General features: G+C 64.7%; 14 protein-coding genes. 11 read left to right on the top strand and 3 right to left on the bottom strand.

Going from position 1 to position 13,149, the window contains the following annotated elements; all coding sequences use genetic code 11:
- The first annotated feature begins 103 nt into the window (after positions 1-103).
- Positions 104-1,093, top strand: a complete 990-nt coding sequence (locus tag B5D38_RS13235) for a BMP family lipoprotein (RefSeq protein ID WP_078708953.1) — start codon at positions 104-106, stop codon at positions 1,091-1,093.
- 106 nt (positions 1,094-1,199) lie between these two features.
- Here the strand turns inward: B5D38_RS13235 and B5D38_RS13230 are convergent, their stop codons facing one another.
- Complete coding sequence (locus tag B5D38_RS13230) at positions 1,200-1,403, bottom strand: SlyX family protein (RefSeq protein WP_078708894.1); 204 nt, start codon at positions 1,401-1,403, stop codon at positions 1,200-1,202.
- A 72-nt stretch (positions 1,404-1,475) separates the two neighbouring features.
- On the opposite strand from B5D38_RS13230, the gene B5D38_RS13225 reads away from it, so the two are divergent.
- The 8 genes from B5D38_RS13225 to B5D38_RS13190 are packed head-to-tail and all read left to right on the top strand — an operon-like array spanning position 1,476 to position 8,862.
- On the top strand, positions 1,476-3,008 hold the full coding sequence (locus B5D38_RS13225) for an ABC transporter ATP-binding protein (protein ID WP_078708893.1): 1,533 nt from the start codon (positions 1,476-1,478) through the stop codon (positions 3,006-3,008).
- Positions 3,005-3,454, top strand: coding sequence for a VOC family protein (locus tag B5D38_RS13220; RefSeq protein WP_078708892.1), 450 nt, complete (start codon positions 3,005-3,007; stop codon positions 3,452-3,454). The genes B5D38_RS13225 and B5D38_RS13220 overlap by 4 nt, the downstream gene beginning before the upstream one ends.
- Positions 3,451-4,587 carry an ABC transporter permease gene (locus tag B5D38_RS13215; protein ID WP_078708891.1) on the top strand — a complete coding sequence of 379 codons (1,137 nt, stop codon included), beginning with the start codon at positions 3,451-3,453 and terminating at the stop codon, positions 4,585-4,587. Before B5D38_RS13220 ends, B5D38_RS13215 begins: the two co-directional genes overlap by 4 nt.
- Complete coding sequence (locus B5D38_RS13210) at positions 4,587-5,561, top strand: ABC transporter permease (protein ID WP_078708890.1); 975 nt, start codon at positions 4,587-4,589, stop codon at positions 5,559-5,561. Before B5D38_RS13215 ends, B5D38_RS13210 begins: the two co-directional genes overlap by 1 nt.
- Before the next feature lie 47 nt (positions 5,562-5,608).
- Positions 5,609-6,004: a cytidine deaminase gene (locus B5D38_RS13205; protein WP_078708889.1), complete on the top strand. Its 396-nt coding sequence runs from the start codon at positions 5,609-5,611 to the stop codon at positions 6,002-6,004.
- Positions 6,001-6,795, top strand: a complete 795-nt coding sequence (locus B5D38_RS13200) for a purine-nucleoside phosphorylase (RefSeq protein ID WP_078708888.1) — start codon at positions 6,001-6,003, stop codon at positions 6,793-6,795. Before B5D38_RS13205 ends, B5D38_RS13200 begins: the two co-directional genes overlap by 4 nt.
- Before the next feature lie 36 nt (positions 6,796-6,831).
- Positions 6,832-8,142: a thymidine phosphorylase gene (deoA, locus tag B5D38_RS13195; RefSeq protein ID WP_078708952.1), complete on the top strand. Its 1,311-nt coding sequence runs from the start codon at positions 6,832-6,834 to the stop codon at positions 8,140-8,142.
- Between the two features lie 45 nt (positions 8,143-8,187).
- Positions 8,188-8,862 (top strand): hypothetical protein, encoded by a 675-nt coding sequence (locus tag B5D38_RS13190; protein ID WP_207552945.1) that lies wholly within the window; start codon positions 8,188-8,190, stop codon positions 8,860-8,862.
- Positions 8,863-8,952: 90 nt separating this feature from the next.
- On the opposite strand, the gene B5D38_RS13185 is transcribed toward B5D38_RS13190, so the two are convergent.
- Positions 8,953-9,177: a hypothetical protein gene (locus B5D38_RS13185; protein ID WP_165690856.1), complete on the bottom strand. Its 225-nt coding sequence runs from the start codon at positions 9,175-9,177 to the stop codon at positions 8,953-8,955.
- A 193-nt stretch (positions 9,178-9,370) separates the two neighbouring features.
- Between B5D38_RS13185 and B5D38_RS13180 the strand changes: the two genes are divergently transcribed.
- Together B5D38_RS13180 and B5D38_RS13170 are read left to right on the top strand one after the other, a co-directional pair.
- Positions 9,371-10,333: a phosphoribosylaminoimidazolesuccinocarboxamide synthase gene (locus B5D38_RS13180; RefSeq protein ID WP_078708886.1), complete on the top strand. Its 963-nt coding sequence runs from the start codon at positions 9,371-9,373 to the stop codon at positions 10,331-10,333.
- Between the two features lie 779 nt (positions 10,334-11,112).
- Positions 11,113-12,516 (top strand): PepSY-associated TM helix domain-containing protein, encoded by a 1,404-nt coding sequence (locus tag B5D38_RS13170; protein ID WP_078708884.1) that lies wholly within the window; start codon positions 11,113-11,115, stop codon positions 12,514-12,516.
- A gap of 86 nt (positions 12,517-12,602) precedes the next feature.
- On the opposite strand, the gene B5D38_RS13165 is transcribed toward B5D38_RS13170, so the two are convergent.
- A complete protein-coding gene (locus tag B5D38_RS13165; RefSeq protein ID WP_078708883.1) occupies positions 12,603-13,124 on the bottom strand; it encodes a retropepsin-like aspartic protease family protein in 522 nt (173 codons plus the stop codon).
- Positions 13,125-13,149 lie beyond the last annotated feature (25 nt).

Genomic DNA, 13,149 nt, shown 5'->3' with positions numbered 1-13,149 from the left:
CGAAGGATGCAAGGTCCTTGGGACGTGCTGTTTCGCATGCATGTTCCGCCGCTCCGTCCGGTGGGCGAGGGCGGCGGTTTTGGTCAACAGGGAACGAATGAACATGAAACGAATCCTGGTGGGGCTCGCCGCGGCAACGCTTCTTTCGGTATCGGGCGCGAGCGCGGCCGAGCCTGCGCTGATCTTCGATCTTGGCGGAAAGTTCGACAAATCCTTCAACGAGGCCGCCTATCACGGCGCCGAGAAGTTCAAGAAGGAAACCGGCCAGTCCTATCGCGAGTTCGAAATTCAGAACGAAGCCCAGCGCGAACAGGCGATGCGCCGTTTCGCCCAGCGCGGCAACAGCCCGATCGTGGCAACCGGCTTCTCGGCCGCCGCCGCGATGGAGAAGGTCGCCAAGGAATTCCCCGATATCAAGTTCGCCATCATCGACGCGGTGGTCGATGCGCCGAACGTGCGCTCCATCGTCTTCAAGGAGCAGGAGGGCTCCTATCTCGTCGGCATTCTGGCGGCGATGAAGTCCGAGACGGGCACTGTCGGCTTCGTCGGCGGAATGGATATCCCGCTGATCCATAAGTTCTCTTGCGGCTATATCGGCGGCGTGAAGTCGGTGAAGCCCGACATGAAGGTACTGGAGAACATGACCGGCACCACGGGCGCGGCCTGGAACGATCCGGTTCGCGGCGGCGAACTCACCAAGAGCCAGATCGACCAGGGCGCCGACGTCGTCTTCCACGCGGCCGGCGGCACCGGCATCGGCGTTCTTCAGGCTGCGGCGGATGCTGGCAAGTACGGCATCGGCGTCGATTCCAACCAGAACGGCCTTTTCCCCGGCCATGTCCTGACCTCCATGGTCAAGGGCGTCGACGTGGCCGTCTACAACGTCTTCAAGGAGGCGGCTGCTGGCGAGCTGAAGGGCGGGACGGTGGATCTCGGCCTCAAGGAGAACGGCGTCGATTATGCCCTGGACGAGAACAACAAGGACCTGATCACCGACGAGATGAAGGCGGCGGCCGAAAAGGCCAAGCAGGACATCATCGCCGGCAAGGTGGAGGTCCACGACTACTCCACCGATTCGAAGTGCCCCTACTGAGCAGGCACTGAGCGTGACCGGGCTGCTTCTGGCGGCCCGGATTACGCGATGACCGCCGCGAGACGCGCCATGCGGCGAGGGCCTTTGCGGATCGTCTCGCGGCGGCCTACCAATGGGGAGGTTTGGTGACCTCGGGCCGAGGTGCCGCCATGTCTTCCAGCTCGACCAGGCGGCCGACGAGGGCCGCGACGGTCTTCGACAGCCGGTCGATCTCCGCCCACTGCTTGAGCAGCTGCTCCGACAGTTCGTCGATCGTCCGGCCCTGGTGGGCTATCTGCATTTCGAGGCGTTCGATCGGCGTTTCACTCATGGTCGTCGCTCTCCGGGTCGGTGTGGGGCGGTCAGTCTTCGAAAAACCATTCCTCTTTGTCCAGAGCGTGCCATGGCGGACCCGGCGATCGAACTGATCAACATCGACAAGAGCTTCGGCGCCGTTCGGGCCAACAAGTCCATCAACCTCAGGGTCGACAAGGGCACGATCCACGGCATTGTCGGCGAAAACGGCGCTGGCAAATCGACGCTGATGTCGATCATCTACGGTTTCTACCAGGCTGATGCCGGCGAAATCCGGGTGGGGGGCAGGAAAGTCTCCATTTCCGACCCCAACGTTGCAATCTCCTCGGGCATCGGAATGGTCCATCAGCATTTCATGCTGGTGGACAACTTCACCGTCATTGAGAATGTCATGCTGGGCGCCGAGCAGTCGCCCCTGCTAGCCGCCGGCATCCAGCGGGTGCGCGACGAATTGAAGCGCCTGGAGCGCGAACACAATCTCGAGGTCGATCCCGATGCGGTGGTCGAGGAGCTGCCTGTCGGGCTTCAGCAGCGCGTCGAGATCCTGAAGGCGCTGTATCGTGGGGCCGACATCCTGATCCTCGACGAGCCAACCGGCGTCTTGACGCCGGCCGAGGCCGATCATCTCTTCGAGGTGTTGAAGCAGCTTCGCGCCGAGGGCAAAACCATCATTCTCATCACCCATAAGCTGCGGGAGATCATGGCGATCACCGACGCGGTGTCGGTGATGCGGCGTGGCGAGATCGTCGCCACGGTGAAAACGGCGGAAACCAATGCCGGCGCGCTCGCCGAGCTGATGGTCGGCCGCCGTGTGCTGCTGCATGTCGACAAAGGACCGGCCGAGCCCGGCGCGGTTAAGCTCAAGGTCGAACATCTGTCCGTGCGGGATGCGCGGCGCGTCAAGATGGTGGACGACGTGTCCTTCGAGGTGAGGGCCGGCGAGATCGTCGGCATCGCGGGCGTCGCCGGCAACGGCCAATCGGAGCTGCTCGAGGCATTGTCCGGCATCCGCCGGGCGGAGGCCGGCAGCGTTCGCCTGCTCGACCGAGAGATCGATCCCATCAAGGGTGCGGACCCGGGCGCCCTTCGCGCCATGGGGCTGGCGCACGTGCCGGAGGATCGGCACCATATGGGCCTCGTGCTGCCGTTTTCGGAGAGCGAGAACGCCATCCTCGGCTATCATCGCGACGCCGATCTCGGCCGTGGCGTCTTTCTCGATCCTGCCGCCGTGCGCCGGCGCGCGGCGCGGGAGATCGAGGATTTCGATATCCGCCCACCCGACTGCCGCCTCAAGACGTCGAACTTTTCCGGCGGCAATCAGCAGAAGATCGTTCTCGCCCGCGAGATGGAGCGCGATCCGGAGGTACTGCTCATCGGCCAGCCGACGCGTGGTGTCGACGTCGGGGCCATCGAGTTCATCCACCGGCGGATTGTCGCCATGCGCGATGCCGGCAAGGCGATCCTTCTCGTCTCGGTGGAGCTCGATGAAATCCGCTCCCTCTCCGACCGCATCCTGGTGATGTTCGCCGGGCGCATCGTCGGCGAGCGTGGCCCGGAGACGAGCGAGAACGAGCTCGGCCTTCTCATGGCCGGCGTCACCAGCCAGGAGGCGGCGGAATGATCGATGCCCGCGTTTCCCTCGTTACGCTCGGTGTTTCCGACCTTGCGCGTTCGGCGGCCTTCTACGAGGCGCTGGGCTGGAAGCGGACGGCGGCGGGCAACGACAGCGTCGCCTTCCTGCAAGGGGCACGCCTCGTTCTGTCTCTCTTCGGTCGCGACGATCTCGCCAAGGACGCGGGAACGTCTTTTGCGGGGCGAGGGCATTCGCCCATCACCCTCGCCATCAACATGACCAGCGAGGCCGAGGTCGACCGCCTCTTCGCGCTGGCGCTCGCCGCGGGCGCCGCGCCCGTGAAAAGACCGCAGAAGGTTTTCTGGGGTGGCTATTCGGGCTATTTCGCCGATCCTGACGATCACCTATGGGAGCTGGCCTTCAATCCGTTCTTTGCGCTGGATGACGAGGGGCATCTCGATCTCGCGAAACATGAAGGCGAAGGAGCCGCATGAGCCGTCCCTACGTCAAGCTGCCCGCCTGGATCGAGTACGGGCTCATTCCCATCGCCAATGTGGCGGTGGCCTTCATCGTCGCTGGTCTGGTGGTGCTCCTGGTGGGCGAGAGCCCTGTCGAGGCCGCCAAGCTGATGCTCTACGGTGCCTTCGGCTATGGTGGCGGCATCGCCTTCACCCTCTACTACACGACGAACTTCATCCTCACCGGGCTTTCCGTCGCCGTCGCCTTCCATGGCGGGCTCTTCAACATCGGCTCGGAGGGGCAGGCCTATATCGGCGGCCTTGGCTGCGCGCTGGTGGCGCTCAATCTGGATACGGTTCTGCCGTGGTGGGTCAATTTTCCGCTGGCAGTGATCGCGAGCTTCGTCTTCGGCGCGGCCTGGGCCTTCATCCCCGGTTGGCTTCAGGCCCGTCGCGGCAGCCACGTGGTCATCACCACGATCATGTTCAACTTCATCGCCTCGGCGCTGATGGTCTATCTCCTCGTCGGCATGCTGAAGCCCATGGGCTCCATGGCGCCGGAGACCCGCACCTTCCAGGCGGGAGGGCAGTTGCCCAAGCTCGACTGGCTGTTCACTCTTTTCGGCTCGAGCCTCGGCGGAGCACCGCTCAACGTCTCCTTCTTCCTGGCGCTTCTCGCCGCTTTCCTGGTCTGGGTGCTGATCTGGCGCACGCGCCTCGGCTATGAGATCCGCACGCTCGGCTTCTCGCCCTCGGCGGCGCGCTATGCCGGCATGTCGCAGACCAAGGTCGTCGTCATCACCATGATGATCTCGGGCGGGCTTGCCGGGCTCATGGCGCTCAATCCGGTGATGGGCGACCAGGCTCGCGTCCAGATCGATTTTCCTGCCGGCGCGGGCTTCGTCGGCATCGCGGTGGCGCTGATGGGGCGGGGGCATCCGGCCGGCATCATCCCGGCGGCTCTCCTTTTCGGCATGCTCTACCAGGGCGGGGCGGAACTCGCCTTCGACATGCCGAATATCTCACGCGACATGATCGTCATCATCCAGGGCCTCGTCATCCTCTTCGCCGGCGCGATGGAGAATATGCTGCGGCCGGGCATCGGGGCAGCCTTTCAGTTCGTGCGGTTCCGGCCATCGAAGGACGTCCAGGCGGAGGAGCCGCGCTGATGGATTTCGATTTCGCCGCCCTTACCTCCATCCTCGCCCTGACGCTGCGTCTGTCGACGCCGCTGATCTTCGCCGCTCTGGCGGGCCTCTATTCCGAGCGCTCGGGCATTTTCGACATCTCGCTCGAAGGCAAGATGCTGATCGGCGCGTTCTTCTCTGCCGTTGCCGCGAGCGCTAGCGGCTCGGCGTGGATCGGCCTTCTGGCGGGCATCGTCTCGACCATCCTCTTCGGCTTGGTTCACGGCCTCGCCTCGATCACCTATCGCGGCAACCAGATCGTCTCCGGCACGGCGCTGAACTTCGTCGCGGCGGGGCTGACGGTCATCCTCGGTCAGGCCTGGTACGGGCAGGGCGGGCGAACGCCCTTCCTTTCCGGCGCGGCGCGTTTCGGCACCATCGATCTGCCATTTGCCCAAGAGGTCGCGGGCGTGCCCGTGATCGGGCCGCTCTATGCCAACGTCCTCTCGGGCCAGAGCCTCCTCGTCTATGTCGCCTTCCTGATGGTGCCTCTCACCTGGTGGATTCTCTTTCGCACCCGCTTCGGCCTCAGGCTTCGGGCGGTGGGCGAGAACCCGGCGGCAGTAGACACGGCCGGCGTTTCCGTGCCGTGGCTGCGCTACCGCGCCGTGATTATCTGCGGCGTCCTCACGGGCTTTGCCGGCACCTATATGTCGGTGGCACAGTCCGCCGGCTTCAACCGGGACATGACTGCCGGGCGCGGCTACATCGCGCTCGCCGCGCTGATCTTCGCCAACTGGAAGCCGGTGCCGGTGATGTTCGCCTGCCTTCTCTTCGGCATTCTCGACGCGCTGGCCATCCGCCTTCAGGGGGCGAGCCTTCCCATCGTCGGCACGGTTTCGGTACAGTTCATCCAGGCGTTGCCCTATATTTTGACGGTGATCCTGCTCGCCGGTTTCGTCGGCCGGCCCTCGCCGCCCAAGGCGGGCGGCGTGCCCTACGTGAAGGAGCGGTGACGGCCGAGGCCGCCAGAGCGTAACAGCAAATCCGGGAGCCATGCCCTATGGCCGATGATCTCTTCGTCCGAGCCAAATCCGCCATGCGAAAGTGCCACGCGCCCTATTCCCGCTTTCCGGTGGGCGCGGCGCTGCGCACGCGCGACGGGCGCATCTATGCCGGCTGCAACATCGAGGTGGTGAGCTTTCCCGAAGGCTGGTGCGCCGAGACGACCGCCATCTCGCACATGGTCATGGACGGCGGCGGCGAAATCGCCGAAATCGCCGTGGTGGCCGAAAGGCTGGTGGCGTGCCCGCCCTGCGGCGGTTGCCGCCAGCGGATCGCCGAGTTCGGCTCGCCTGAAACCCGTGTCCATCTCTGCGACGCCGAGACGGGCGTCGTCGAAACCGTGCTGCTCGAGGACATTTTCCCGCGCGGCTTCAAGGCGGAGGAGCTGTCATGAACAAGATCGCGGCGACACTGGCCGAACGCATCGAGGGGCGTCATCCGAAGATCGCCCTCATCCTTGGATCGGGGCTGGGCTCCCTGGTGGAGAGCCTCTCCCACGCGATCCGCGTGCCCTATGGCGAAATCGAGGGGATGCCGGTGAGCGGCGTCTCGGGCCATGCCGGCGAATTCGTCTCCGGCTCCCTCGGCGGCGTTCCCGTGCTCGTTCTGTCGGGACGCGTCCACTATTACGAGGCGGGCGATCCCTCGGTGATGCGGCCCGCCATCGAGGCGCTTCGCGACCTCGGCGTCGAGACGCTCTGCCTCACCAACTCGGCGGGTTCGGTCAACCCGACCATGGCGCCCGGCTCGGTGATGCTGATTTCCGACCACATCGCCTTTTCGGGCAAGAACCCTTTGATCGGCGAGCCCTCGGACTCGCGCTTCGTCGGCATGACGGCGGCCTATGACCGCGGCCTTCGCATCGCCATGCGCGAGGCGGCGCGGGAAGTGGGCGTCGAGGTGGCCGAGGGCGTCTACATGTGGTTTTCCGGACCGTCCTTCGAGACGCCCGCCGAAATCCGCATGGCGCGCACCCTCGGCGCCGATGCTGTCGGCATGTCGACCGTGCCGGAGACGATCCTTGCCCGCTTCTACGGGATGAAGGTCGTCGGCGCCTCGGTCATCACCAATTTCGGCGCCGGCATGACGGGGGCCGAACTCTCCCACGAGGAAACGAAGACCATGGCGCCGCTCGGCGGGCAGAAGCTCGCCCGCGTTCTCGGCGCCGCCGTGTCGCGCTTCTGAGCGCGGCGGAGACGGGAAGGGGATAAGACCATGGCGATCCTGCCGCAGGAGACGGTGCGCAAGAAGCGCGACGGGGGCACGCTGACGGGCGAGGAAATCAAGGCATTCATCGCCGGCTTCGAGGGCGAGAAGGTGACGGAAGGCCAGGTGGCGGCGCTCGCCATGGCCGTCTTCTTCAACGGCATGAGCCGGACCGAGACCGTTGCCCTCACCGAGGCGATGCGCGATTCCGGCGATGTGCTCGACTGGTCGGACATCGACCGGCCGGTGGTGGACAAGCATTCGACGGGCGGGGTCGGCGACAACGTCTCCTTGATGCTCGCGCCCATCGTCGCCGCCTGCGGCGGGGCGGTGCCGATGATCTCGGGGCGCGGCCTCGGCCACACCGGCGGCACGCTCGACAAGATGGAGTCGATCCCCGGCTACAGCGTGACGCCCGACAATGCCACCTTTCGCAGGACGGTGAGGGAGGTGGGCTGCGCCGTCATCGGCCAGACCGGGCGGCTCGCGCCCGCCGACAAGCGCTTCTATGGCATTCGCGACGTGACGGCGACGGTGGAATCGATCCCCCTCATCACCGCCTCGATCCTGTCGAAGAAGCTCGCCGCCGGGCTCCAGGGCCTCGTTCTCGACGTCAAGAGCGGCACCGGCGCCTTCATGGCGAAGGAGGAGGATGCGCGCGCCCTTGCGAAAAGCCTCGTCGAGGTGGCGAACGGGGCGGGGCTGAAGACCTCGGCGCTCCTCACCGACATGAACGAGGCACTGGCGAGCGCCGCCGGCAACGCCGTCGAGGTGCGCAATGCCGTTGATTTTCTGACCGGCAAGCGCCAGGACCCGCGTCTTCTCGACGTGACGCTGGCGCTCTCCGCCGAGATGCTGGCGCTGGCCCAGCTCGCGCCGGATAGCGCCGCCGGCCGAAAGGCTGCGGAGGATGCGCTGGCGAGCGGCAAGGCGGCGGAGATCTTCGGCCGCATGGTGACGGCGCTTGGCGGGCCGGTGGATTTCGTCGAGAGGATGGACGCCTATCTCGAACCCTCGCCGGTTATTGTGCCGGTGAAGGCGAGGGCGGCGGGTACGGTGGCGGCCGTCGACACGCGCGGCCTCGGCCTTGCCGTGGTGGCGCTCGGCGGCGGGCGCACGCGACCCCAGGACCCGGTGGACCACGCCGTCGGCCTCACCGATCTGGTCGGGCTTGGGATGAAGCTCGGTGCCGGCGATCCCCTCTGCCTCGTCCACGCCCGCAGCGAGGCGGCAGCGGAAGAGGCGGCCCGCATGGTCGAGGCCGCCTATTCGCTCGGCGAGGGAGCGGTGAATGTCGGCCCGGCGGTCATCGACCGGTTTGGATGAGGGGGCGGCCGGAGCCGGTATGCCCTGCTGCGAGAAGGGCGGGCGATGCCGTGCGTTATCCCGGTGAACGCCAGTCGTGTCGTAGTGACGCAAGATCAGAAAATAGATAATATCCTATCGAGGCTCCTGATTGATCGCTTTGGTAATTTTGTTATAAATAAAGCGTACTGGTTATGCGGGGCGCAAGATAAAATGAAGTACGAAGTCTACGGGCCATTTTGGGCGCCGAGAGCTGAAAGTGAAGCTTCCGGTGAGGCATTACGTGCGTTCTGGGATGCTATCGACAACATGGTTCCCGACTTGCCTAGGGCCATAGGCATATATGTCTTTTCGACCTGTCATGGAACAAACTACACTCCTTGGTATGTCGGCAAGACGAACGCCAAGACTGGCTTCCGGGGCGAGATATTTCAGGAACACAAGCTCAATCACTACATCGGCGCAAACCAAAGGAAGAATGGCTATCCCGCCATCCACCTTGTTGCCAAGGTCGAGCCCACCCGCGGTAACTTTTGTCGCGCCTCCGGGCGCTCGGGACGCGAGATAGATGAACTTGAGACAGTGATGATCGGCATGGCCCTACGGGCGAACCCCCACGTGAGGAACTCGAAGAAGACGTGGTTTAATAAGAACTGCCAGGTGCCCGGCATAATTGGAAGCCCCATTATTGGCCGTCCAGCCGATGCAGTCATGACACTCCGGAACTCTCTCAATATCTGACTCAATGAGGTTTCTATTCGGATTGTTCATCCAGTAACATTTGAACGTTCAATGGGGCAGCCCCCACCCCGGCCAAGGGAGGGAGTCCCATCACAGCTTCTCTCCCGCGTCATCCTCGCGCGATAGCGCGGGGATCCATGCCTCGGCGATGGTGCCGCAGTTCGTTGACGAACCAGCAGGTCGGGCGGCTTCGGCATGGATCCCGGCCTTCGGCCGAGGATGACGGGCGACTGAGACGGCCAGCGTTTGGCCGAGGACGCTGTCGCTGGGGGCGGAACGGCTGGCCTTAAGCGGGATGAGTTGAGCTTCGCTCATCATCCCGCTCTATCTTGTTCTTTGCGCATGACCTTTTCCGAAGGCCGGTTCCCACTTTTCGGGATTATGCGCTGGCGGCGCGAGCGGCCTCGGCCGGTGTCTCACTGGCGGGAAGCCGTTCAGCGAAGGGCGGACACCGACGAGAGAGTGTGCTAGCTGATCGGAACCTCTTCGGATCATCTGGCCAGCGTTCATGACCCCGACCCATCGCGTCCTCGACCACGCCCGCATCCCCGAGCTGCCCAACCCCTATTACGGCAAGGTGCGGGACTGCTACGACCTGCCGGACAAAAGGCGCATCCTCATCGCCACGGACAGAATTTCGGCCTTCGACCGCATCCTCGCCGCTATCCCGTTCAAGGGGCAGGTGTTGACGCAAATCGCGCGATACTGGTTTGAGGCGACGGCCGACATCTGCCCGAACCATGTCCTCGACTACCCGGACCCCAATGTGGTGATCGGCAGGACGCTGACGGTGCTGCCCGTCGAGATCGTCGTGCGCGGCTATCTCGCCGGGACCACCGGCACATCGATCCTGACGCGCTACAAGAAGGGCGAGCGGGCGATGTACGGCCACCATTTCGCCGATGGCCTACGCGACAACGAGAAGCTCGGCGAGCCCATCATCACGCCGACCACCAAGGCCTTCGACGGCGGCCATGACGAGCCGCTGGCCGTCGACGAGATCGTCGCGCGTGGCATCTTGCGTGAAGAGCAATGGCAGGCGCTGTCGTCCTACGCCCTTGCCCTCTTCAGGCGCGGCCAGGAAATGGCCGCGAAACGCGGGCTGATCCTCGTCGACACGAAGTATGAGTTCGGCACCGACGAGACGGGCAAAATCATCCTCGCCGACGAAATCCACACGCCCGACAGCTCTCGCTTCTGGCTGGCCGATGGCTATCAAAGCGCGTTCGAGGCCGGCACGCGCCCGCCTTCGCTCGACAAGGACGTCGTGCGCGCCTGGGTCGACGCGCGCTGCGATCCCTATCATGATCCGATTCCGGAAATTCCGGATGATCTGATCGAGGCGGCGTCGAAGACCTATGTCGATGCCTTCGAGAGGATCACCGGCCAGATTTTCGAGCTGGACCTTTCCGGCGAGACGCCGCTCGCGCGCGTGCGCCAGAACCTGTCGCGTTATTTTTCGAGGCCGTAGAGGCCAAGCGTCGGGAGCCTGGCTGCACCCGTTCGAGCCTGGCGATTGACGGCCTGCTCCGCCAACTCCAGCGTGCCGGTATCGACGCTGTCGGGATGGGCAAGCGCGACCTTGCGCCCCCCCCATTCGCCACTCGATGCGCCCGATTGCATTTTCTGAATAGACCACTCTACTATACGAACGCCAATTGGTCCGCGGCGGCTTCCGCCCGACGTAGCTCGAATGTGGAGCGGTGCATGCGACGGCTGCGGGGGTGGACGCGGGATAGGGGGACGGTGTTGCCGTTCACCCTTTTTCTCGTTCAGCTCCTGTTTGCGCAGCTTTTTCTATCGGGTCTTGCGTGCGCCTCCATGGCGCTTCCAGGAACCGCTGGCGCCACCGTTCTGTGTCAGAGCGCCGATGCGGCTCAGAGCACACCGGAAAAGCCGGCGCTGCCTTCTGGGTGCTGCCTTGACTGCCCCTGTGCCACGGCCTGTGGCGGCATGCAGAATCTTCTCGCGGCCATCCCACCATTGAACTCGATAGGCCTGGTCGAGGCGATCGACGTCGCAGGCTTGCCGCGCTTGCCTCAGGCGCGGACCGTGTCGCCGCGCCCTCCGCCCGGCCTGATTCCGTCCCCGCGCGCCCCACCCGCCATCTTCGTTTGAATGATCTCATGCCGGCAAGATCGTTGCCGGCCGCATTCTCTTCATTCGGAGTATCGTATCCATGACGTCTTTGCCGACGCGGCTGTGTGCCGCGATCGCTCCGGCCGTACGCCCTTTTTGGAAGGGCGCCCGATGAGCGACATCACATCTTCCTCTCCATCCACCCCAACGACAGCGGCGCCGAGCGCGCGCAACGCGCCTCTTCCCAGACTCTATTCTTCTGTCTGGCGCTGGCACTTCTATGCCGGGCTGATCGTTCTGCCGTTCATGGTCCTGCTGGCTGTGACCGGATCGCTCTATCTCTTCAAGGACGAGATCAACACGCTCGTCTATGGCGACCTCCTGCGCGTCGAGGCGACCGGCGCCCCCATGCTCGCCCCCACGCAGATCGTCGCGAAAGCACTCGCCGAGCATCCCGGAACGCTGAAGGGGTTCAGGCCGTCCGCCACGCCGGACGAGGCCGCGCAGGTCAGCATCCGGGACGATGATGGCTTGAGCGACGTGATCTACGTCAATCCCTACGATGGCGCCGTGCTCGGAAGCTTGTGGGACGGCGGCGCGGCCGGTTCGCCCGTCATGTATGTCGTGCGCAAGCTCCACAGTCTCGACTATGTCGGCTGGTGGGCGAACCGCATCATCGAGGCCGTCGCCGGCTGGGCGGTGCTGCTCGTCATCACCGGCATCTATCTCTGGTGGCCGCGTGGGCGAAAGGTCGGCCGGTTCAAAATTAGAAGCGCGACAAGCGGGCGGCCCTGGTGGCGCGACCTGCATGCAGTCACCGGCATCTACACCTCCGTCTTCATCCTGTTCTTCGCCTTCACCGGGCTTCCCTGGTCGGGCGTATGGGGCGACCAGTTCTACAAGCTCGCCTATGCGGCAGGCCTCGGCATTCCAGATGGCTATTGGGACAAGTTCCCTGTCTCTACGGTGCCCGTCGCGCAGGCGCTGGACCGTTCGCCCTGGATCATGGAACAGCAGCCCATGCCGGTCTCGAAGACCGCGCCCGGCATAGGCGTGAAACCCGCCAGCCTTGACCAGATCACTGCTACGGTCGAGGGAGCGGGCATTGCCAAAGGCTACGCGATCGCCGTTCCCACCAGCCCGGACGGCGTCTTCACCGCTTCCGTTTATCCCGATGACGTGCGCAAGGAACGCGTCGTCCATCTCGACCAGTACAGCGGAAAGATCCTGTTCGATATGGGGCTCGCCGAGCTTGGCGCGCTGGGGGCGGCGGCCGAATGGGGCGTCAGCCTTCACATGGGACAGCAATTCGGCCTGTTGAACCAGCTCGTCCTTCTGGCCGCCTGCATCGCCATCATGACGATGGCGGTCTCGGCGATCGTGATCTGGTGGAAGCGGCGGCCGGCGGGCGGCTTCGGGGCGCCGCGTGTCCCGGCGGACTTCCGGGTTCCGCCCGCGGTTTTCGTCATCGCGATCGCGTGCGGAATCTTCTTTCCGCTGGTCGGCTTGTCGCTCATCGTCGTGGCGATAATCGAGCTGGTGCTGGGGGTCGCGAAGAGAGTGCGGGCGGCGTGATGAAATGGCGGCCGCCGCAAAACCGGCGGCCGCCAGATATTCGGACGGCGTAAACGACAGGATCAGGCGCTGGTGGGCAGCTCCCTCTACTCCGCCAACTCCAGCGTGCCGTTCTCGACCTGATAGCGCGAGAGCTTCTTCAAAAAGCTCATGCCGAGGAGCGTTTCGGAGAGGCCGCCTTTCATCACCAGCGCGTCGACGTCGCGCACGCGGATGTCGCCGATCTCGACGCGGTCGAGATGGGCGAGCGCCACCTTGCGCGGTCCGTTCGCGGTGTTGGCGGTGTAGCGGTAGTCGTCGGTTCGCACGAAAAGACCGACGCGGCGCGCCGTCTCCTCGCTGATCGCCAGATAGGTGGCGCCGGTGTCCACCAGCACCGGCACAGGGCGGCCGTTGAGCCGGGCATCAGTGCGGAAATGTCCGTCGGGACCGGCCTTGATCCTTTCCTGGCGGCCAACGGGCCTCGTCGATGCCTCGACGACGGCCGGCGGCGGGTCGAGGCGCTCGCTCTCGGGCTTCATCAGCGAGCCCTTATAGCTCTCGAAGACCGAAGGGGCGGCCAGCGCCACGAGCGAGGCTCCCAAGAGAACGACCATCACTCTGCCCATCGCCGCTTCACCTCCTGCCGATCAT

This window comes from Consotaella salsifontis, from assembly GCF_900167365.1.
Lineage (GTDB): Bacteria > Pseudomonadota > Alphaproteobacteria > Rhizobiales > Rhizobiaceae > Consotaella > Consotaella salsifontis.
The sequence above is the reverse complement of the archived record's forward strand: the minus strand, read 5'-3'. Positions and strand labels throughout refer to the sequence as shown.

Bases quoted from the DNA above. Each gene is read 5' to 3' on its own strand.
- B5D38_RS13170 (WP_078708884.1), top strand. From the start codon at position 11,113: ATGAGCGACATCACATCTTCCTCTCCATCCACCCCAACGACAGCGGCG.
- B5D38_RS13230 (WP_078708894.1), bottom strand. From the start codon at position 1,403: ATGAGTGAAACGCCGATCGAACGCCTCGAAATGCAGATAGCCCACCAG.
- B5D38_RS13190 (WP_207552945.1), top strand. From the start codon at position 8,188: ATGCCGTGCGTTATCCCGGTGAACGCCAGTCGTGTCGTAGTGACGCAA.
- B5D38_RS13180 (WP_078708886.1), top strand. From the start codon at position 9,371: ATGACCCCGACCCATCGCGTCCTCGACCACGCCCGCATCCCCGAGCTG.
- B5D38_RS13165 (WP_078708883.1), bottom strand. From the start codon at position 13,124: ATGGGCAGAGTGATGGTCGTTCTCTTGGGAGCCTCGCTCGTGGCGCTG.
- B5D38_RS13215 (WP_078708891.1), top strand. From the start codon at position 3,451: ATGAGCCGTCCCTACGTCAAGCTGCCCGCCTGGATCGAGTACGGGCTC.
- B5D38_RS13205 (WP_078708889.1), top strand. From the start codon at position 5,609: ATGGCCGATGATCTCTTCGTCCGAGCCAAATCCGCCATGCGAAAGTGC.
- B5D38_RS13220 (WP_078708892.1), top strand. From the start codon at position 3,005: ATGATCGATGCCCGCGTTTCCCTCGTTACGCTCGGTGTTTCCGACCTT.
- B5D38_RS13210 (WP_078708890.1), top strand. From the start codon at position 4,587: ATGGATTTCGATTTCGCCGCCCTTACCTCCATCCTCGCCCTGACGCTG.
- B5D38_RS13235 (WP_078708953.1), top strand. From the start codon at position 104: ATGAAACGAATCCTGGTGGGGCTCGCCGCGGCAACGCTTCTTTCGGTA.
- B5D38_RS13225 (WP_078708893.1), top strand. From the start codon at position 1,476: ATGGCGGACCCGGCGATCGAACTGATCAACATCGACAAGAGCTTCGGC.
- B5D38_RS13185 (WP_165690856.1), bottom strand. From the start codon at position 9,177: ATGAGCGAAGCTCAACTCATCCCGCTTAAGGCCAGCCGTTCCGCCCCC.
- B5D38_RS13200 (WP_078708888.1), top strand. From the start codon at position 6,001: ATGAACAAGATCGCGGCGACACTGGCCGAACGCATCGAGGGGCGTCAT.